The following is a 19,115-nucleotide window of genomic DNA, read 5'->3' on the forward strand; positions in this document are numbered from 1 at the left end:
GCGGGCGTGCCCTCATGTGGCCCAACCGAGGAAACCGCTTTGAACAGGATCTACAGGAAAGTCTGGAACCGTGCGCTGTCGATGGTGGTCGTGGCGTCCGAACTCGCGCGTGGCGACAGCGGCGGCCGTGTCGACCGGCGCATCGCCACGCCAGCGTCGGCAACACTGGCCACGGCCCTGTGGATGACGGGACTGCTGGGCACGGCGTCGCTGTGGCCGGCCAGTCAGGCACATGCCGCGGGCGCATGGTGTGTCGACATGGACGGCCAGGTCATCGGTGCCGCGACCGCCGAGAGAGACCAGTTGGCCTGTGGTGAAGGGGCGCTGGTTGGCGGCTCGAATGCGGTCGTGCCGGGTGCGGGTTCATTGGCCGATCATGCCGACATGGTGTCGGACGACGATGCCGCCTACGGCCTGACCCGGCGGATCGCCGGTGTCGCGGCCGGCACCGAGGACACCGGCGAGGTGAACTCCGCCCGGCTCGCCGCGGCGGCCGACATCGCCGGCACGACCAGCCGATACTTCCAGGCGACCGGCAGTGAAAACAGTGACGCGGGCGCCTACGCCGAGGGCGACGAGGCCACAGCGGCAGGTGAAGCCGCCAATGCCATCGGTAGCGGTGCGTCGGCGTTCGGCGGCGGTGCGCTGGCCTATGCCGATGGGGCGACCGCCATCGGCCAGAACGCGGCGGCACTGGAGATCCAGGCCACGGCGATCGGTGGGGCCGCGCAGTCGACCGAAGGAGCAACGGCCGTAGGCTATGGTGCCGATGCGCGTTGGTCGGGCAGTGTCGCTGTCGGCTATCTGGCGGAAACCGATATGGGCGGCGGCGTGGCGATCGGCCGGCAGGCCAGTGCATTGGGCATTCTCTCGTCTGCGGTCGGCGAGGGTGCGGCGGTCGATGGCGCTCTTTCGACCGCCGTGGGGGGGCTGTCGACCGCAGCGGGCATGAGTGCCTCGGCCTTCGGTGTGGGCACGTATGCTGAGGGCTGGAATGCGACCGCACTCGGGTCAGGCGCCTACGCCATGACATTCGGGACGGCGGTCGGGGCGGGTTCGCAGGTGGGCGCGTTCGCCGTCGCAGTGGGACAGGGTGCGTCCGCGGATGAAGCCGGTGCCGCACTCGGAACCCAGAGCTATGCGGGGATGGGCGGCGTGTCCATCGGCGCGAATGCCATGACCGCGCAGCTGGGCACGGCGATTGGTGCGAATGCGATGGCCGGGCGCGATTTCTACAGCGAGACGGAAGCGCACAACACCACGGCGGTCGGCGCGGAAGCCTGGGCGACCGAGGACGGCGCGACGGTGGTCGGCTACAACAGCTATGCGCAGGCGGTGGGTGCGACGGTCCTGGGGTCCAACAGCTGGACCACGAAGGACGCCGTCAACAGCGTCGCGCTGGGCACGGGCTCGCTGGCCGACCGTGCGAACACGGTGTCGGTGGGCGCGGCGCAGGACTGGACCGATGCGGCCGGCGTGGTGCACGCGGCGATCGACCGCCAGATCGCCAACGTCGCGGCGGGCACCGAGGACACCGACGCGGTCAACCTGGCCCAGCTCAACGCGGTGGCCGAGGCCGCCGATGCGACCGGCAGGTACTTCCAGGCCACCGGAAGCGGCAACAGTGACGCGGGAGCGTACGCAGAGGGTGACGATGCCACCGCCGCAGGCGAGGCGTCCAACGCAATCGGCAACGGCGCGACCGCGCTGGGCGGCGGCGCGATGGCCTATGGCGACGGGGCGACCGCACTCGGCCTCGACGCCATGGTGATGGCGACCGACGCCGTTGCCATCGGTACCGGCAGCCAGGCTGTGGGTGTGGTCAGTGTCGCGCTGGGTGCCGGGGCCGAAGCCGCCGGCGCATCGTCCGTGGCGATCGGAAGCACCGCGGTTGCGGCCGACGACTGGACGATTGCGGTCGGCGATGCTGCGCAAGCCGATGGCGGTAGCGTTGCGATCGGTGCTTGGTCCGAGGCGAGGTACGGCGGGATTGCGCTGGGCGCGCAGTCGCAGGCGACCGGTCTGGGTGCATCGGCCCTGGGCCTGGCAGCAGAGGCAAGTGCCGCGTACTCGACTGCAGTCGGCACCCAGAGCAGCGCGACGGGACTGGGGACAACGGCAGTCGGCATGCAGGCTGCTGCTGCCGGCAACGGATCGTCGGCGTTCGGCTATGCCGCGGATGCGACGCAATTCGCGGCCACGAGCATTGGCGCCTTCAGCCATGCGGCCGAGGGAAGTGTCGCGATCGGGTATCAGGCATCGAGCAATGGCGGCCTGGCGGTGGGTACGTTCAGCAGCGGAGGCCTGGCCGCGACGGCGCTCGGTTTCTTGAGCAACTCTGACGGTACCTACAGCACCGCTGTCGGTACCCGATCATTGGCCGGACAGGACGCTTACAGCACGACGGACGCCAGTTACACCACTGCGCTGGGCGCCGAAGCCTGGGCGACCGAGGACGGCGCGACCGTGGTCGGCTACAACAGCTATGCGCAGGCTGTGGATTCGGTGGTGCTGGGCTCCAATGCCTGGACCACGAAGGACGCGACCAACAGCGTGTCGTTGGGCGCCGGCTCGCTGGCCGACCGCGCGAACACGGTGTCGGTCGGTGCGGCGCAGGACTGGACCGATGCGGACGGCGTGGTGCATTCGGCGATCGACCGCCAGATCGCCAACGTCGCGGCGGGTACCGAGGACACCGATGCGGTCAACCTGGCCCAGCTCAACGCGGTGGCCGAGACCGCCGATGCGACCAGCAAGTATTTCCAGGCGACCGGCAGCGAGAACAGCGATGCCGGCGCCTGGGCCGAGGGCAATGAGGCCACGGCGGCAGGTGAAGCGGCCAACGCCATCGGCAACGGTGCATCGGCGTTCGGCGGCGGCGCGCTGGCCTATGCCGACGGCGCGACTGCCATCGGCCAGAACGCGACGGCACTGGGTCTGGACTCCACCGCCCTCGGCAACACAGCCAGTGCGACCGGAGGCAATACCATCGCGATCGGCAACGGCGCCAGCGCGACATGGGACTATGCCATCGCGATCGGCACGCGCAGCGTCAGCAGTGGTGCCAGTTCCGTGGCGATCGGCAACCTGAGTTCGGGCATCGGCATGTTCACGACGGCGGTCGGCGCGCTGTCGCAGGCGGAAGGCGCTGCGGCGACGGCGATTGGCTTCGCCTCCTGGGCGGCGGGTCTCGACTCGACCGCGATCGGTACCAATGCCACGGCGAGCGCCTGGTATGCCTCTGCGCTGGGTGCCGGATCTTCGGCGAGCTTTTTCGGCACCGCCATCGGTGCGCTGGCTCATGCGGCGGAAGGGGCGACTGCCGTCGGCCAAGGCACCATCGCGCAGGTCGCGGGTACCGGCGTCGGTGTGCAGGCGCGCGCGGGCTCGGCCGGCGTATCGATCGGCAACAATGCCACGACCGCCGAGTACGGCACGGCCGTGGGCACCGACGCGCTGGCTGGCCAGGACTTCTACTCCGTCACCGAAGCCATCCACACCGTGGCTATCGGAGGCGAAGCCTGGGCGACCGAGGACGGCGCGACGGTGGTCGGTTACAACAGCTACGCGCAGGCTGTGGATTCGGTGGTGCTGGGCTCCAATGCCTGGACCACGAAGGACGCGACCAACAGCGTGTCGTTGGGCGCCGGCTCGCTGGCCGACCGCGCGAACACGGTGTCGGTGGGCGCGGCGCAGGACTGGACCGATGCGGCCGGCGTGGTGCACGCGGCGATCGACCGCCAGATCGCCAACGTCGCGGCGGGCACCGAGGACACCGATGCGGTGAACCTGGCCCAGCTCAACGCGGTGGCCGAGACCGCCGATGCGACCAGCAGGTACTTCCAGGCCACCGGAAGCGGCAACAGTGATGCAGGAGCGTACGCAGAGGGCGACGATGCCACCGCCGCAGGCGAGGCCAGCAACGCGATCGGACATGGTGCATCTGCGTTCGGCGCCGGCGCCATGGCCTATTCCGATGCCGCGACTGCCGTGGGACTGAACGCTGCGGCCTTCGGGGCATCCAGCACCGCGATCGGCGGGATTCTGGATGTGGAGTACGAGGACCTGTTCGGAGACACGTACATCGTGAAGGGCGGCGCTGCCGAAGCCGACGGAGCCGGTGCGACCGCAGTCGGCGCCGGTGCAGTCGCCTCTGGCCATCTGAGCTACGCAGGTGGTGCTGCCGCCACGGCGACGGGTGAATCGAGTGTGGCGATTGGCCACAACGCGCTTGCCGGTGGCGTCGATGGCAGCGCATGGGATACTGCGGTCGGCGCCTACAGTTCGGCCTCGCAGAGCAGTGCCGCGTTCGGCTACAACAGCGCGGCTCATGGGTCGATATCGACGGCGATCGGTTTCAGCGCGATTGCCGATGGTGCGATGTCCACGGCTGTCGGCGCCCAGTCCTGGGCATACGGCATGGGCGCGTTTGCGGCAGGAGCCTTCTCCTGGGCCGATGGTTACATGAGCACCGCGCTCGGCTTCGGCGCCACCGGCGACGGCTGGGAGTCGACGGCGGTGGGAAGCGGGTCATATGCATCCTCCGCCTACACAACCGCAGTGGGCAGCGGCGCCCAGGCGACAGGCCAGGGTGCCACCGCGCTCGGCAGTCTCGGAGCTGTGTTCGACAGCCCCACGAACGCTTCGGGCGATTTCGCGACTGCGCTCGGTTCAGGTGCGCAGGCATCAGGTGTGGCCACGACCGCGCTCGGCAGCAGTGCTGGCGGCTACAGCGCTCTCGCAACGGGCGATTACGGCACCGCGCTCGGTGCTGGCAGCCTGGCTGGTGCGGACGCTTCCAGTGCCAGCGACGGCCATTACACCACCGCGCTCGGCACCGAGGCCTGGGCCACCGAAGACGGCGCGACCGTGGTCGGCTACAACAGCTACGCGCAGGCGGTGGATGCGACGGTGTTGGGCTCCAATGCCTGGACCACGAAGGACGCGACCAACAGCGTGTCGTTGGGCGCCGGCTCGCTGGCCGACCGCGCGAACACGGTGTCGGTCGGTGCGGCGCAGGACTGGACCGATGCAGCCGGCGTGGTGCATTCGGCGATCGATCGCCAGATCGCCAATGTCGCCGCCGGCACCGAGGACACCGACGCGGTGAACCTGGCGCAGTTGAAGTCGGTGGCCGGTGAGCTGGGCGAGCTCGGCGAGAACGCGGTGCTCTACGACGGCGCCGACAAGTCGACGCTGACCCTGGCCGGCGCCGACGGCACGGTGATCGGCAACGTCGCCGCGGGCGAGGTGTCGGCCGACAGCCTGGAGGCGGTCAACGGCAGCCAGCTGTTCGAGACCAACACCCGGGTCGGCGTGGTCGAGGGCCGGGTCGACGACCTGGATACGCGCATCGGCGACATCGCCGGGGTGGCAGCGAACGCGATCGTCTACGACGACGGCGACAAGGCCACGGCCACGCTCGGCGGCGCCGATGGCACGGTACTGGACAACGTCGCCGCCGGCGCGGTGGGCGCCGACAGCCGGCAGGCGGTCAACGGCGGCCAGCTGCATGCCGGCCTGCAGGCGACCGCCGATGCGCTCGGCGGCGGCGCGGCGGTGACCGCGTTCGGCACGCTGTCGGCCCCGGCCTACGCGATCCAGGGCGGCACCTACGCCAGCGTCGGCGACGCGCTGGGGGCGCTGGATGCGCAGATCGGCCGCCTCGACGGCCGCATCGACCAGCTCGCCACGCACGGCGGCAGCGCCGACGACCGGGTCAGCGTCGGCGGCGACCAGCCCTCGCGCATCGGTGAGGACAGCAACGCGGTCGCGATCGGCTCCGGCGCGGCGGCCAACGGCGACAACGGCGTGGCGGTCGGCGGCGATGCCTATGCGCATGGTCCCAACGACACCGCGATCGGCGGCAACGCCAGCGTCGGTGCCGACGGCAGCACGGCGGTGGGCGCCAACAGCACGATCGCCGCCGGGGCGACCAACGCGGTGGCGGTGGGCGAGGGCGCAAGCGTCAGTGCCGCATCCGGCACGGCGCTGGGCCAGGGGGCGTCGGTAACCGCGGAAGGCGCGGTCGCGCTGGGCCAGGGCTCGGTGGCGGACCGCGCGGACACGGTGTCGGTGGGCAGCGCCGGCAACGAGCGCCAGATCACCAACGTGGCGGCCGGCACGGCGGACACGGACGCGGCCAACGTGGCCCAGCTCAACGCCGGCGTCGCCGAGGCCAAGTCCTATACCGACACCACGGCGACGCAGACGCTGAGCTCGGCCAATGCCTACACCGATGCGCGTTTCGCCGCATGGGAAGACAGCTTCGAGGGCTTCCGCGGCGACGTGGAGCGGCGCTTCAGCGATGTCGACCGGCGCCTGGACAAGCAGGGCGCGATGAGCGCGGCGATGCTGAACATGGCGACCAACGCGGCCGGCACGCAGAGCCCGCGCGGGCGCATCGCGGTCGGCGCCGGTTTCCAGAGCGGCGAGCGCGCGCTGTCGGTCGGCTACGCGAAGAAGGTCGGCGACCGCGCCTCGTTCAGTCTCGGCGGCGCGTTCAGCGGCGACGAGAAGTCCGCCGGCATCGGCTTCGGCATCGATCTGTGACCGGCCCTGCCGCCGGCCGCACGGCCGGCGGCATTCGTATCCATCCTCCTGCGCCTCCGGGCGCAACCATCCAGCAGCGGGAGTTCCAACATGTTGAAGCACAGCAGGATCAGCCTGGCGATCGCCGCCACGGTACTGGCGATGGGCGCACAGGCCGCGGGTAGCGGCACGCCGGCCGGCATCAGCGGCGAGCGCGTCACCGGCGCATCGCCGCAGGCCGTGCAGCCGGCCGCCGGCCAGCGGTTCGTCGTCAAGCTCGCGCCGGCGGCCGCCAATGCCCGCGGCACGCTCGATGCGAGCCTGCGCACCGCGACCCGGCGTGCAGGCCTGGACCGCGCGATCCCGGCCACCGTCACCGCCGCCGCGCGTGCGCCGGCCAGTGCCAGCGTGGTGCGCGCGATGGCCGCCCCCGGCTGGCACGTGGTTCGCACGTCGCGTCCGCTGAGCGGCTCCGAGGCGGCCAGCTTCATCCGTGAACTGTCCGCCGAGCCCGGCATCGCCAGCGTCGAGGCCGACCGGCTGTACCAGCGCCTGGCCGGTCCGGCGATCCGCGCCGAGGTGCCGGCGATGACGCCGGACGACCCGGGCTACGGCCAGTACCAGTGGAACTTCACCGATGCGACCGGCGGCGTGCGCGCGCCCGAGGCCTGGGACATCTCGACCGGCGAAGGCGTGGTCGTCGCGGTGCTCGACACCGGCATCGTCGAGGATGCGCTGGACCTGGCCGGCAACGTGGTGCCCGGCTACGACATGATCACCGACGCGCGCATCTCGCGCCGCGACAGCGACGAGCGCGTGCCCGGCGGCTGGGATCTCGGCGACTGGGTCGAGGCCAACTACTGCACCGGCTGGGCCGTGGGCGGCGACCACGGTGCGGTGCCCAGTTCGTGGCACGGCTCGCACGTCGCCGGCACCATCGCGCAGGAGACCGACAACGCGCAGGGCGTCGCCGGCCTCGCCCATGGCGCGAACGTGCTGCCAGTGCGCGTGCTCGGCTCCTGCGGCGGCTTCGGCAGCGACATCGCCGACGGCATCCTGTGGGCCGCCGGCGCCGAGGTCGAAGGCCTGCCGGTCAACGGGAATCCGGCCGAGATCATCAACATGAGCCTGGGCAGCAGCGGGCCCTCGGCGTGTCCCGCGATCTACCAGGATGCGATCGACCAGGCCAATGCGCTCGGTTCGATCATCGTCGTCGCGGCCGGCAACGCCAATGACGACGCCGGCGCGTACACGATGTCCTCGTGCGACGGCGTCATCAGCGTCGGCGCCACCGGCATCACCGGCGCCAAGGCCGCGTATTCGAGCTACGGCGCGCGTGTCGACATCGCCGCGCCGGGCGGCGGCGGCGCGGTCGACGGCAACCCGAACGGCTACATCTGGCAGGTCGTCAACGGCGGCGAGACCTCGCCGGATCCCGAGACCTGGTATTTCGGCGGCATGACCGGCACGTCGATGGCGTCGCCGCACGTCGCGGCCGCGGCCGCGCTGGTGCAGAGCGTGGTCGAGACCCCGCTGGACTGGAGCCAGATGCGCGACCTGCTGAAGCAGACCGCGCGTCCGTTCCCGGTCTCGATCCCGGCCGCCACGCCCATCGGTGCCGGCATCCTCAATGCGAAGGCGCTGCTGGACAAGGCCACCGAGGAACCCTGCGATCCGGAAACCCAGGACTGCGGTCCGGATGTGGTCGAACTGGTCAACAAGGTCGAACTGCGCAACCAGTCGTCCGAGGTCGGCGACGGCGTCTACAGCTTCGAGGCCGAGGCCGGCAAGGTGCTGAGCTTCATGACGATGGGCGGCGTCGGCGACGTCTCCGCGTACGCCAGCTTCGACGCGATCCCCGACGAGGCCGCGTACGAGGCGAAGTCGACCCGCGCCGGCAACCTGGAGACGATCCGCTTCACCGCGCCGAAGACCGGGACCTACTACCTGCGCCTGACCGGCACCTATACCGGTCTGACCGTCGTGGTGCGGCAGTAGGCGCAGGGCGTCGCATACCGGCAGGCCGTCAGGGCTGCCGGCATGCGGCATGCGGCATGCGGCAGGCGTCCGGCGCACCGGCCCGTGCGCCGGCGCCGCAACCACGATGGCGGTGCGGGCCGCTTGCAATGCCGTGATGGACCCGGTGCAATGCGCGGCATGCGAATCCGCCTGTCGATTCCACTGCTGCTGTGCCTGCTGCTCGGCGCCTGCGTGCACACCGCGCCGCGCAACCCGCTGGCCACCTGGGTGCCGTCGCCGAACCACGACGCGCGCCGGCCGGTGCTGGTGGTGCTGCACTACACCGAGCAGGGCTCGGTCCAGCAGAGCCTCGACACGCTGCGCACCGCCAACAGCGGCGGCCGCGTCAGTGCGCATTACCTGATCGGCAAGGACGGCGAGCGTTACCAGCTGGTGTCCGACCTCGACCGCGCCTGGCATGCCGGCGGCGGCAGCTGGGGCCGCATCAGCGACGTCAACTCGGCGTCGATCGGCATCGAGCTCGACAACAATGGCCGCGAGCCTTTCAGCGAACCGCTGGTCGCCAGCCTGCTGGTGCTGCTCGAGGACCTGAAGACGCGCTGGGGGATCCCGCCGGAGAACTTCATCGGCCATTCCGACATGGCGCCGACGCGCAAGATCGATCCCGGCGTGCACTTCCCGTGGAAGCGCCTGGCCGAGCACGGCTATGGCGTGTGGCCGCAGGACGGCACCGAACCCGCACCGGCGGATTTCGACGCGGTGCAGGCGCTGCGGCTGCTCGGCTACGCGGTCGACGACGTCGATGCGACCGTGCGCGCCTTCCGGCTGCGTTTCCGCGGCGTCGCCGATGGCGGCCTCGACGACGAGGACCGGCGCATCCTGCATGCCCTGGTGCAGGGCTGGACGATCCCGGCAGAACGCTGACCAGCATGCCGGTCGGGGCCATGCCCAAGGCGTAGGGATGCCACGTGGCTCCGGAATGCCGGAAACGGCCCCGTCGGGCGCGTCGGCCCGACCTACGCCCCGCGCAGCGTGAACTGCACCGCCTCGCCCGATTCGCAGTCCGGTGCGATCCACACGTCGAACAGGCCGGGCTCGGCGGCGAACTGGCCGCTGCGGGTCGTGAAGGCGAGCTGGTCGCGGTGCAGCTCGAATGACACCGTGGTCTCCTCGCCCGGCGCCAACGCGACCTTGCGGAAATCCTTGAGCTCGCGGATCGGCCGCACGCGGCTGGCGACGCGGTCGTGGACGTACAGCTGGACGACCTCCTCGCCGAAGCGGTCCCCGGCATTGCGCAGCGTCGCCGACACGGTCAGCGCGCCGTCCCAGTCGAGCGCGTCGGCCGACAGTGCGACCGGACCGTATTCGAAGCGCGTGTACGACAGGCCGTGGCCGAACGGATACAGCGGGCCGTGCGGCATCTCGCGCCAGCGGCTCTTGAACTCCTGCATGTCCGGCAGCTCGGGACGGCCGGTGCGCTGGCGGTTGTAGTACAGCGGCTGCTGGCCGGAATCGCGCGGGAAACTGACCGGCAGGCGCGCCGACGGGTTGTAGTCGCCGAACACCACATCGGCGACGGCGTTGCCGGTCTGGGTGCCGAGGAACCAGGTCGCGAGGATCGCCTGCGCATCGCGCACCGCGCCATGCAGCGCCAGCGCGCGGCCATGGCGCAGCAGCACGACGACCGGCGTGCCGGTCGCCACGACCGCTTCGGCCAGCGCCTGCTGCGCCGGCGGCACCACGATCCGGGTGCGCGACTGCGCCTCGCCGCTGTAGTTCTGCGGCTCGCCGATCGCCAGCAGCACGACGTCCGCATCCCGTGCGGCCCCGACCGCGGCCTCGATACCGCCGTCGATCGCGTCCTCGAACCCGCTGCCGTCGACGACGGTCAGCGCCCCGCCGTCGTCGAGCGCGGCGCGCAGGCCGTCCTCGAGGTTGACGTACTGCGACTTGTCGCCGAACAGCGTCCAGCAGCCTTCGATGTTGTCGCGGTCGCGCGCGAACGGACCGATCAGCGCGATCTTCTGCCCGGACCTGCGCAGCGGCAGCACGCCGCCGTCGTTCTTCAGCAGCACGATCGAACGGCGCGCGGCGTCGCGCGCCAGCTCGCCGTGCAACGCCTGCGGATCGAGCGCGGCCTCGGCGTCGGGATCCAGCGAGCGGTAGGGATTGTCGAACAGGCCGATCGCCTGCTTGACCGCCAGCACCCGGCGCACGCCTTCGTCGAGCGTGTCCATCGACACCTCGCCGCTGGCGACCAGGTCCGGCAGGTGCGTGGCGTACAGGCCGCTCTGCATGCTCATGTCGACGCCGGCAGTGAACGACAACTTCGTCGCCTCGCGCTCGTCGCCGGCGAACCCGTGCGCGACCAGTTCGAAATCCGCGGTGTAGTCCGACACCACGAAGCCGCGGAAGCCCCATTCGTCGCGCAGCACGCCGGTCAGCAGCTCGTCGTGGGCCGAGGCCGGCACGCCGTTGATGTCGTTGAACGCGCTCATCACCGTCAGCGCGCCGGCGTCGAGCGCGGCCTTGAACGGCGGCAGGTGCACGTCGCGCAGCGTGCCCTCGGAGATCTCGACGCTGTTGTATTCCAGGCCGCCGATGACCGCGCCGTAGCCGACGAAGTGCTTGGGCGTGGCCAGCAGGCAGTCGTCGGCGGTCAGGTCGTCGCCGTGGAAGCCGCGCACGCGGGCCGCGGCGAACGCGGTGCCCAGCACCACGTCCTCGCCTGCGGCCTCGGCGACCCGGCCCCAGCGCTGGTCGCGGGCGATGTCGAGGGTCGGCGCGAAGGTCCAGTGCAGGCCGCAGGCGGTGGCCTCGACCGCCGCGGCGCGCGCGGTGCGCTCGGCCAGCACCGGCTCGAAGCTCGCGGCCTCGCCCAGCGGGATCGGGAACACCGTGCGCATGCCGTGGATCACGTCGGCGCCCATCAGCAGCGGGATGCCGAGCCGGCTCTCCTCGACCGCGATCCGTTGCGCCTCGCGGCCCTGCGCCGCGCCGACGCCATTGAACACCGCACCGACCTGGCCGGCGCGGATACGCTCGCGCAGCTCGCCGGCGTTCAACTCGTTCATTTCCGGATTCACGTCGGCCGCGAATGGCCGCAGCATGTCGGCGAAGATGCCCAGCTGGCCCACCTTCTCGTCGACGGTCATGTCGGCGAGCAGGGTTTCGAGTCGGTCGTCGAGACGCATCTGGCATCCTGTGAAAACGATTACATCGCGCGATTATAGGGAGCCTGCCGCAGGAAGCGAGCGCATCCGGGTGCGTGCCCCGTCGTCGCGCCGGACAGGCGATGCATGCTGCCAGCTGGCATCGCCCGCGTCTGTACGGGTGAACCCGTGTGGTGGCAAGGCGCACTGTCGGGCGCCGATCCCGGCGCCGAGGGTCGAGGCGCGCGAAGGAAAACGGATGCCGGCCCGTCTGCGTCCACGCTCCCGGAGGCTGTCGAACAGCCGGGCACGCGACGCAACGCCGGCTCAGTGCAACGCGAGATGAAGCGAAATCGTGACCAGTGACAGGACCGTCGTGATCAGCACGACGCGCGCGGACAGCGCGGCCCGCCGGCCATAGCGTTCGGCCAGCATGAACGGGCCGGTGCCGGTGGGGAGCAGCGCCATCAGCACCACCAGCTGCGCCTGCAGCGGCGGCAGCTGCAGCAAGGGCACCGCGAACAGCCATGCCACCGCCGGCTGCACGAGCAATTTGATTGTCCCCAGCGTCCAGGCGGCGGCCGGTGCCTTGTCCGTCCGCCCGTCATCGGCCAGAAACAGGCCGAGCGCAACGAGGGCGCATGGTCCGGCAGCGGCGGCCAGCAGCGACACCGGCACGGCGAGCAGCGCCGGCAGTCGCCAGCCGGCCAGCGAGACCAAGGCGCCGAGGGCCGGCGCCAGCAACAGCGGATTGCGCAGGATCGCGGGCAGCACCGCCCGGAGCGTCCGGCCCAGGCCGTTGCCGCGATGACGATCGGCCTCGATGCACAGCAGCGCGAGCGCGAACAGCCCACATGCCGTGATCACGACCGACAGGCCCGCACCCGGGAGCGCTTCGGCACCGAGCGTCAACTGCACCAGCGGAATGCCGATGAAGCCGGTGTTGGCGTAGGACGCGTTCAGGCCATCGATGCTGGCGTCGGCAAGCGACGCGCCACGCCGCATCGACACGATCACCACGGGCAGGTGGATGGCGAGCGCCGTGCCGGCCAGCGCGAGCGCAAGCCGCGGTTGTGCGAGGGCCGTCCATTCGGCATTGGCCAGGATCGAGAACAGCAGGGCCGGAAGCGCGATCGAGACCACGAAGCGATTGAGCTCCGTCGCCGCGGCACCACCGCGAAGGCAGGTCCTGCGCGCCAGCGCGCCCAGTGCGATCAGGAGGAAAACCGGTAGCACGGCGTCAAGGACCAGCATGTGTCGTCTCGGCAGGGCGGCGCAAAACGCCGGGAGAAAGCCATGGCACGCGATGACCGGGCGATCGCGGGTGCCGCATTGCAGCAAGGGCGGGGAACGCGGGAAAGAAAGGGAATCCGCCGATTCGACGTGCGTCTGTGCTGCGCTGCGTCACATGTCGTCCCCGGCTTCTGTTGACAGTGGCTCCGTGCCGGCGCAAGGATTCCCGCGCCCCGATATTACAGACAGCATGGTCGGTTTGTTTATCGATGGCGATGCAACCCCAGCAGGGATACGCCCGTCGCGAGGTGCAGGTATGACGAAACGATTTTTCATGGCTGCACAGCGGTGCCCGGACGTCGGGCCGCCAGTGTCGCCTCATGGTTCCATTGATACCGCCGACCACGCCGTCCACGTCATCGCACCGCGGCCAGTGAACGCAATGCCGCGCCCGCGATCCGGGTGACCCGCGCAGACCCACCCGATCCAGCCAGCCCATACCCAACACGGCCCACGCGGCCCATCCAGGGGGACCAGCAAGATGTCAGCACAACCTGTCACCGATACCGACACCGGCAAGGACAAGAGCCTGAAGCGCGTTCTCGTCGCCGGCTGGCTCGGCACGACCGTGGAGTACTACGACTTCTTCATCTACGGCATGGCGGCCGCCCTCGTCTTCCCCAAGATCTTCTTTCCCGAACTCGGTGCGGCCGCGGGCGTCACCGCCTCGTTCGCGACGTTCGCGGTCGCGTTCGTCGCCCGGCCGCTGGGCGGCATCCTGTTCGGGTACATCGGCGACAGGACCGGCCGCAAGACCACGCTGGTCGCGACGCTGGTGCTGATGGGCGTGGCGACGGTGGCGATCGGCCTGTTACCGCCGGGGTCGGCGATCGGCATCTGGGCGCCAATCCTGCTGATCGTCTTCCGGTTCGCGCAGGGACTGGCGGTCGGCGGCGAATGGGCCAGCGCCGCGTTGTTCGTCGGCGAGTACGCGCCCAAGGACAAGCGTGCGATCTACGCCCTGTCGCCGACGCTCGGCACATGCTCGGGCCTGCTGCTGGCGACGCTGACGTTCCTGGTGACCGGATTCTTCATGAGCACCGAGACGTTCGAGAGCTGGGGCTGGCGCGTGCCGTTCCTGTTCAGCGTGGTGCTGGTGGGCGTCGGTCTGTACGTGCGGCTGGGAATCGCGGAAACGCCGATCTTCCGCGAGGCGATGGCGCGCGCCGACAAGATCCAGGCCGCGAAGATGCCGCTGGTCGAGCTGTTCCGCCACCAGTGGCGGGAGGTGCTGCTGGCCGCCGGCTCGACGATGATGTGGATGGCGTTCTTCTATCTCGGCGCGGTGTACCTGACGAACTACGGGACGACGACGCTCGGTTTCTCCCGCAACGCGATGCTGGCGGTCAACCTCGTCGGCGTGGTGTTCAACATCATCGCCACGGTCATCGGCGCGGTGCTGGCCGACAAGGTGGGGCGCCGCACCGTCATGGGCTGGACCAACGGCGCCGCGGTGATCTGGGCGTTCTGCCTGTTCCCGCTGGTCGACACCGGCAACATCTACCTTGTCGGCGTAGCCACGTCGGTGACCCTGATCCTGGTGGGCCTGGCCTGCGGTCCGACCACCGCGTTGCTGCCCGAGACGTTCCGCACCGCCTATCGCTCCACGGGAACCGGAGTGTCGTTCAACCTCGGCGCCGTTGCCGCCGGCGCAATCCCGCCGATTCTCGCCGCGCCGATCCTGGCAGCCCATGGCAGCGTCGGCCTGAGCGCGATGATGGCGATCATCGCGGTCCTTGCGACGATCGCGGTGCTGCTGCTGAAGGAAACCGTGGGGACCGGTCTTCACGAGGCGGGTATGCGCCCCGTGTCGGGCGTGGCGAATGCCGGGAACAAGGGGACGGCCGATGCCATCGTCGAGCGCTGAGCGCGGACAGCAGGGCGCAACGACCGAAACCGGCGAGGTGATCATCGTTGGCGCGGGACCGGTCGGCATGATCACCGCACTGGGCCTGGCACGGGCCGGGATCGGGGTGAGGATCCTCGAAGCCAACGCGGGCATCGTGCCGGAACCCCGGGCGATGACCTATCACTGGACCGTGCACGAGGGCATGCAGCGCCTCGGGCTGCTCGACGACATGATCGCCGAGGGGTTCAAGCTGCACCAGATGTGCTACCGGATCCTGGCCACCGGCGAGGTGATCCGGCTCGACATCGGTGCGATGGAGGGACATACCGCGCACCCCTACGCGGTGGTGCTGGGGCAGGACCAGCTCGAGGCGATCGTGCTGCGGCATCTCGCGCGCATGCCGAACGTGCGCATCGACTGGAACACCACGGTGACCGGGCTGGCGCAGGACGCCGACGGGGTCACGGTCGAGGCCGAGCACGAGGGCGTCGCGGTCCGCCGCCGCGCGCACTGGGTCGTCGGCGCCGATGGCGGCCGCAGCCGCGTGCGCAAGTCGATCGGCGTGCGGTTCGAGGGCATGACCTGGCCGCAGCGCTTCGTCGCCACCAACGTGGTCTGCGACCTCGAGGCCCATGGCTGGGACCCGTGCAACCATCTCGTCGATCCGGCCGACGGCGCGGTCATCGCCAAGGTCACCCGCTCGGGCATCTGGCGCGTGACCTTCAGCGAGGACGCGACGCTGCCGCTCGACGGCGTCGTCGAGCGCATCCACGCCTACTACGCCCGCGTGCTGCCGGCCGGCATGCCCTACGAGCTGGTTCTGCATTCGGCCTACAACATGCACCAGCGCGTCGCCGACCGGCTGCGTGTCGGCCGCGTGCTGCTCGCCGGCGATGCCGCGCACGTCACCAACCCGACCAACGGATTCGGGCTGGTCTCGGGCATCCTGGATTCGCAGGTGCTGTCCGGGGCGCTGGCCGCGGTGCTGCAGGGGCGTGCCCCCGACACGGTGCTCGACCGATATGCCGAGGACCGCAAGCGCGTGTTCGAGGAGGTGGCCTCGCCGTCGTCGGTCGAGACCAAGCGGCTGGTGTTCCACTCCGACGATCCCGGGCGCCTCGAGCGCGACCTGCAGCGCCTGCGCGCGGTGGCCGTCGATGCGGCGCTGTCGCGCCGGCAGTTCATGATCGGACACCGGCTGCAGACGCCTTCGCTGGTGGCGGCCGCATGAGCGGCGTTGCCGGCAAGCCGTCGCAGGGCGGCCCCTGGGACGTGATCGTTTCCGGCGCGGGTCCGGCCGGACTGACGCTCGCGATCGATCTCGGGCAACGCGGCATCCGCACGCTGCTGCTCGAGCGCAATGCGGCGCCGGGCCCGTGGCCGAAGATGGAGCGTACCAATGCGCGCTCGATGGAGATCTATCGGCGGCTCGGCCTGGCCGAGACGATCCGGGCGGTCGGCTACGACGCCGATACCTCGATGGACGTGTTCACCGCGGTCGACCTGGCGACCCCGATCGCCCGGCTGCGCTATCCGACCGTGGGCGAGGAGCGTGCGCGGATCGCGGCGACCCGCGACGGCAGTGCGCCACTGGAACCGTATCAGCTGGTCTCGCAATACGCGCTCGAGCCGGTGCTCAAGGCCACGGCCGAGGCGCTGCCGCGGGTCGATGTCCGTTTCGGCGAAGAGACGGTCGGGTTCGCGCAGGATGCCGATGGTGTCGAGGTCGAGACCCGCGACGCCGACGGCCGCGTGCGCCGCCATCGCGCGCGGTTCCTGGTCGGCTGCGACGGCGGCAGCAGTTTCGTGCGCAAGTCGCTCGGCATCCGCCTGGAGGGACAGGGCCGGCTCAAGCACATGAGCCAGGTCCAGTTCCGCTCCGAGACCCTGTACGCGCGCATCCCGATCGGCAAGGGGCGGCATTACTACCTGGCCGACGGCGCGATCGTCGTCGTGCAGGGCAACCGTACCGACTTCAGCCTGCATACCGACCTGCCGGCCGACACTGATTTCGTGCCGGTGATCCGCCGCTACATTCCCGGCGACTACGACCTGGAAGTGCTGCGCGTCAACGAGTGGGACCTGCACCTGCTGGTCGCCGAGCGCTATCGCGACCGCCGCGTGTTCCTCGCCGGCGATGCGGTGCACCTGGTGATCCCGACAGGCGGACTGGGCATGAACACCGCGGTCGGCGACGTCGCCGACCTGGCCTGGAAACTCGCCGCGACCGTGCAGGGCTGGGGCGGGCCGATGCTGCTCGACAGCTACGAATTCGAGCGCCGGCGGGTCGGCCTGTTCAACCGCGACGCCTCCGGCTGGGCCGCGCAGGGCCCGGTGCGCTGGCGTGCCGCGGCGACCCCGGCGGTCTTCCTGCCCGGCGCCGAAGGCGAGGCCGCGCGCGCGGCGCTCGCGCCGCTGGCCCAGGCCGAACAGCGGCGCGTGCACGACATGGTCGGCGCCGAACTCGGCTATCACTACGCCGGCTCGCCGATCGTCGCCAGCGAGCCCGGCGCGCCGCCGCCGTGGGATCGCGTGCGCTACGTGCCGAGCGCGCAGCCGGGCGCTCGGCTGCCGCATGCCTGGCTGCCCGACGGTCGTGCGGTCTTCGACCTGCACGGAACGGGCTACACGCTGCTCGCCCTGACGGGAGCGCCGCATGCGGATGCGCTGCGCGCGGCGTTCGCGCGGATCGGTGCGCCGCTCGAAGTGATCGCGGTGGAGGCACCGGAGCTGGTCGAGGTCTACGGCGCCCCGCTTCTGTTGCTGCGACCGGACCTGCATGTGGTCTGGCGCGGTGCACGGCTGTCGGACGCGCCGCCGGATCTCGCCGATATCGCCACGGGTCACGCGTGCGACCGCCGTTCCGAGGCAGGGGGTGGCGCAGCGCTGCACGAGAGCGGCGCCGTGCCCGCCTGACGCATCGCCGCGACGGCCGCGCACTGCTGCGGCGCAGCATCGATTGTGGTTGACACGACATGCGGACGCGGCAAACATGGCCCATCGAATAAACAGACAGATTGGTCGGTTTGTTTGTTGGAACGAATGATTGATTGGCAAGGCAGGACGAGGCATCGTCGCAATGACCCAGCAGATCGGACACATCGTGATCGTCGGCGCCGGACAGGCCGCGGCCAACGCCGCAGCCGAACTGCGCCGCACCGGCCATGCCGGCCCGATCGCGATCGTCGGCGAGGAGCCGCATGCCCCCTACGAGCGGCCGCAGCTGTCGAAGGACATGCTGCGTCCAGGTTGCGCGGGTGCGCGCTGCATGCGCGAGACCGAGGCCTATGCGCGCGACGGCATCGACCTGCACCTGGGCGTGCGCGTGCGCCACGTCGACGCCGCGCGCCGCGAAGTACAACTCGACGACGGCCGCCGCCTGCCCTACGGCCATCTGCTGATCGCCACTGGCGTGCGCCCGCGCCCGCTGCCGCCGGCGCTGCACGCATCGCCGCGCGTGCGCTACCTGCGCAGCATCGGTGACGCCGAAGCGTTGCGTGCCGACCTCGACGCCGGCCATCCGCTGGCGATCGTCGGCGGCGGCGTGATCGGCCTGGAAGTGGCCGCCGCGGCGCGCGCGCGGGGCGTCGCGGTCACGCTGGTCGAGGCCGGCGAACGCCTGATGCAGCGTGGCGTCGATCCGCTGGTTTCGCGTTTTCTCGACCGCACGCACCGCGCACGCGGCGTCGACATCCGCTACGGCCTCCAGGCCGAGGCGCTCGAGGACGACGGCACGCTGCGGCTGTCCGACGGCAGCCGCGTGCCGGCGGCGCGCGTGCTCGTCGGCATCGGCGTGTTGCCCAACGTCGAACCGTTCGCGCACCTGGGCATCGCCGACGCCGCGGGCATCCGCGTCGATGCCTTCGGACGCACCGCGGTACCCGGCATCCATGCGATCGGGGACATCGCCTCGCAGCCGGTCGGCGGCCGCCATGGCCGCATCGAGACCTGGGCCAACGCGCAGGACCAGGCGATCACGGTTGCCCGCAACCTGGTCGCCGAACCGGTGCCGTATGCCGCGCCGACCTGGTTCTGGTCCGACCAGGGCCAGACCAACCTGCAAGTGGTCGGCGACGCGACGACCGGTCGCACGGTGGTGCGCGGCGATGCCGACGGCGACGCGTTCAGTGTGTTCCGGCTCGACGACGCCGGACGCGTGACCGGATGCGCCACGGTCAACGCCCCGAAGGACATGGCGCTGGCGCGCCGCTGGGTGCGCCAGCGCCAGCAGGTGGAACCGCAACGGTTGGCCGATCCCGCCATCCCACTACGTGACTGCGCGGCCTGAACGGCAGCGTGGTCGAAGCCAC

At 70.6% G+C, this 19,115-nt stretch carries 9 protein-coding genes; 7 read left to right on the forward strand and 2 right to left on the reverse strand.

Annotated elements, in window-relative coordinates; genetic code table 11:
- Positions 1-39 precede the first annotated feature (39 nt).
- The 3 genes from LDO26_RS07065 (at position 40) to LDO26_RS07075 (ending at position 9,435) form a co-directional block, all read left to right on the forward strand.
- Positions 40-6,552: an ESPR-type extended signal peptide-containing protein gene (locus LDO26_RS07065; protein WP_232130378.1), complete on the forward strand. Its 6,513-nt coding sequence runs from the start codon at positions 40-42 to the stop codon at positions 6,550-6,552.
- Between the two features lie 90 nt (positions 6,553-6,642).
- Entirely contained in the window at positions 6,643-8,529 is a 1,887-nt protein-coding gene (locus LDO26_RS07070) for a S8 family peptidase (RefSeq protein ID WP_232130379.1), read from the forward strand.
- A 159-nt stretch (positions 8,530-8,688) separates the two neighbouring features.
- Entirely contained in the window at positions 8,689-9,435 is a 747-nt protein-coding gene (locus LDO26_RS07075) for an N-acetylmuramoyl-L-alanine amidase (protein ID WP_232130380.1), read from the forward strand.
- Positions 9,436-9,527: 92 nt separating this feature from the next.
- Here LDO26_RS07075 and LDO26_RS07080 read toward each other — a convergent pair whose 3' ends face one another.
- Together LDO26_RS07080 and LDO26_RS07085 are read right to left on the reverse strand one after the other, a co-directional pair.
- Positions 9,528-11,705: a glycoside hydrolase family 3 N-terminal domain-containing protein gene (locus LDO26_RS07080; protein ID WP_232130381.1), complete on the reverse strand. Its 2,178-nt coding sequence runs from the start codon at positions 11,703-11,705 to the stop codon at positions 9,528-9,530.
- Positions 11,706-11,990: 285 nt separating this feature from the next.
- The gene (locus LDO26_RS07085) at positions 11,991-12,917 is read right to left on the reverse strand and encodes an AEC family transporter (RefSeq protein ID WP_232130382.1); all 927 of its coding nucleotides are present in this window, start codon (positions 12,915-12,917) and stop codon (positions 11,991-11,993) included.
- Between the two features lie 520 nt (positions 12,918-13,437).
- On the opposite strand from LDO26_RS07085, the gene LDO26_RS07090 reads away from it, so the two are divergent.
- The 4 genes from LDO26_RS07090 (at position 13,438) to LDO26_RS07105 (ending at position 19,093) form a co-directional block, all read left to right on the forward strand.
- On the forward strand, positions 13,438-14,823 hold the full coding sequence (locus LDO26_RS07090) for an MFS transporter (protein ID WP_232130383.1): 1,386 nt from the start codon (positions 13,438-13,440) through the stop codon (positions 14,821-14,823).
- Positions 14,804-16,036 (forward strand): FAD-dependent monooxygenase, encoded by a 1,233-nt coding sequence (locus LDO26_RS07095; RefSeq protein ID WP_232130384.1) that lies wholly within the window; start codon positions 14,804-14,806, stop codon positions 16,034-16,036. The genes LDO26_RS07090 and LDO26_RS07095 overlap by 20 nt, the downstream gene beginning before the upstream one ends.
- Positions 16,033-17,721, forward strand: coding sequence for an FAD-dependent monooxygenase (locus LDO26_RS07100; RefSeq protein ID WP_232130385.1), 1,689 nt, complete (start codon positions 16,033-16,035; stop codon positions 17,719-17,721). The genes LDO26_RS07095 and LDO26_RS07100 overlap by 4 nt, the downstream gene beginning before the upstream one ends.
- A 163-nt stretch (positions 17,722-17,884) precedes the next feature.
- Complete coding sequence (locus tag LDO26_RS07105; RefSeq protein ID WP_232130386.1) at positions 17,885-19,093, forward strand: NAD(P)/FAD-dependent oxidoreductase; 1,209 nt, start codon at positions 17,885-17,887, stop codon at positions 19,091-19,093.
- Positions 19,094-19,115 lie beyond the last annotated feature (22 nt).

The organism is Proluteimonas luteida, from assembly GCF_021191695.1.
Classification (GTDB): Bacteria; Pseudomonadota; Gammaproteobacteria; order Xanthomonadales; family Xanthomonadaceae; genus Luteimonas; species Luteimonas luteida.

Excerpts from the sequence above, each read along its gene's own strand:
- LDO26_RS07070 (WP_232130379.1), top strand. The coding sequence starts at position 6,643 with ATGTTGAAGCACAGCAGGATCAGCCTGGCGATCGCCGCCACGGTACTG.
- LDO26_RS07075 (WP_232130380.1), top strand. The coding sequence starts at position 8,689 with ATGCGAATCCGCCTGTCGATTCCACTGCTGCTGTGCCTGCTGCTCGGC.
- LDO26_RS07080 (WP_232130381.1), bottom strand. The coding sequence starts at position 11,705 with ATGCGTCTCGACGACCGACTCGAAACCCTGCTCGCCGACATGACCGTC.
- LDO26_RS07085 (WP_232130382.1), bottom strand. The coding sequence starts at position 12,917 with ATGCTGGTCCTTGACGCCGTGCTACCGGTTTTCCTCCTGATCGCACTG.
- LDO26_RS07090 (WP_232130383.1), top strand. The coding sequence starts at position 13,438 with ATGTCAGCACAACCTGTCACCGATACCGACACCGGCAAGGACAAGAGC.
- LDO26_RS07095 (WP_232130384.1), top strand. The coding sequence starts at position 14,804 with ATGCCATCGTCGAGCGCTGAGCGCGGACAGCAGGGCGCAACGACCGAA.
- LDO26_RS07100 (WP_232130385.1), top strand. The coding sequence starts at position 16,033 with ATGAGCGGCGTTGCCGGCAAGCCGTCGCAGGGCGGCCCCTGGGACGTG.
- LDO26_RS07105 (WP_232130386.1), top strand. The coding sequence starts at position 17,885 with ATGACCCAGCAGATCGGACACATCGTGATCGTCGGCGCCGGACAGGCC.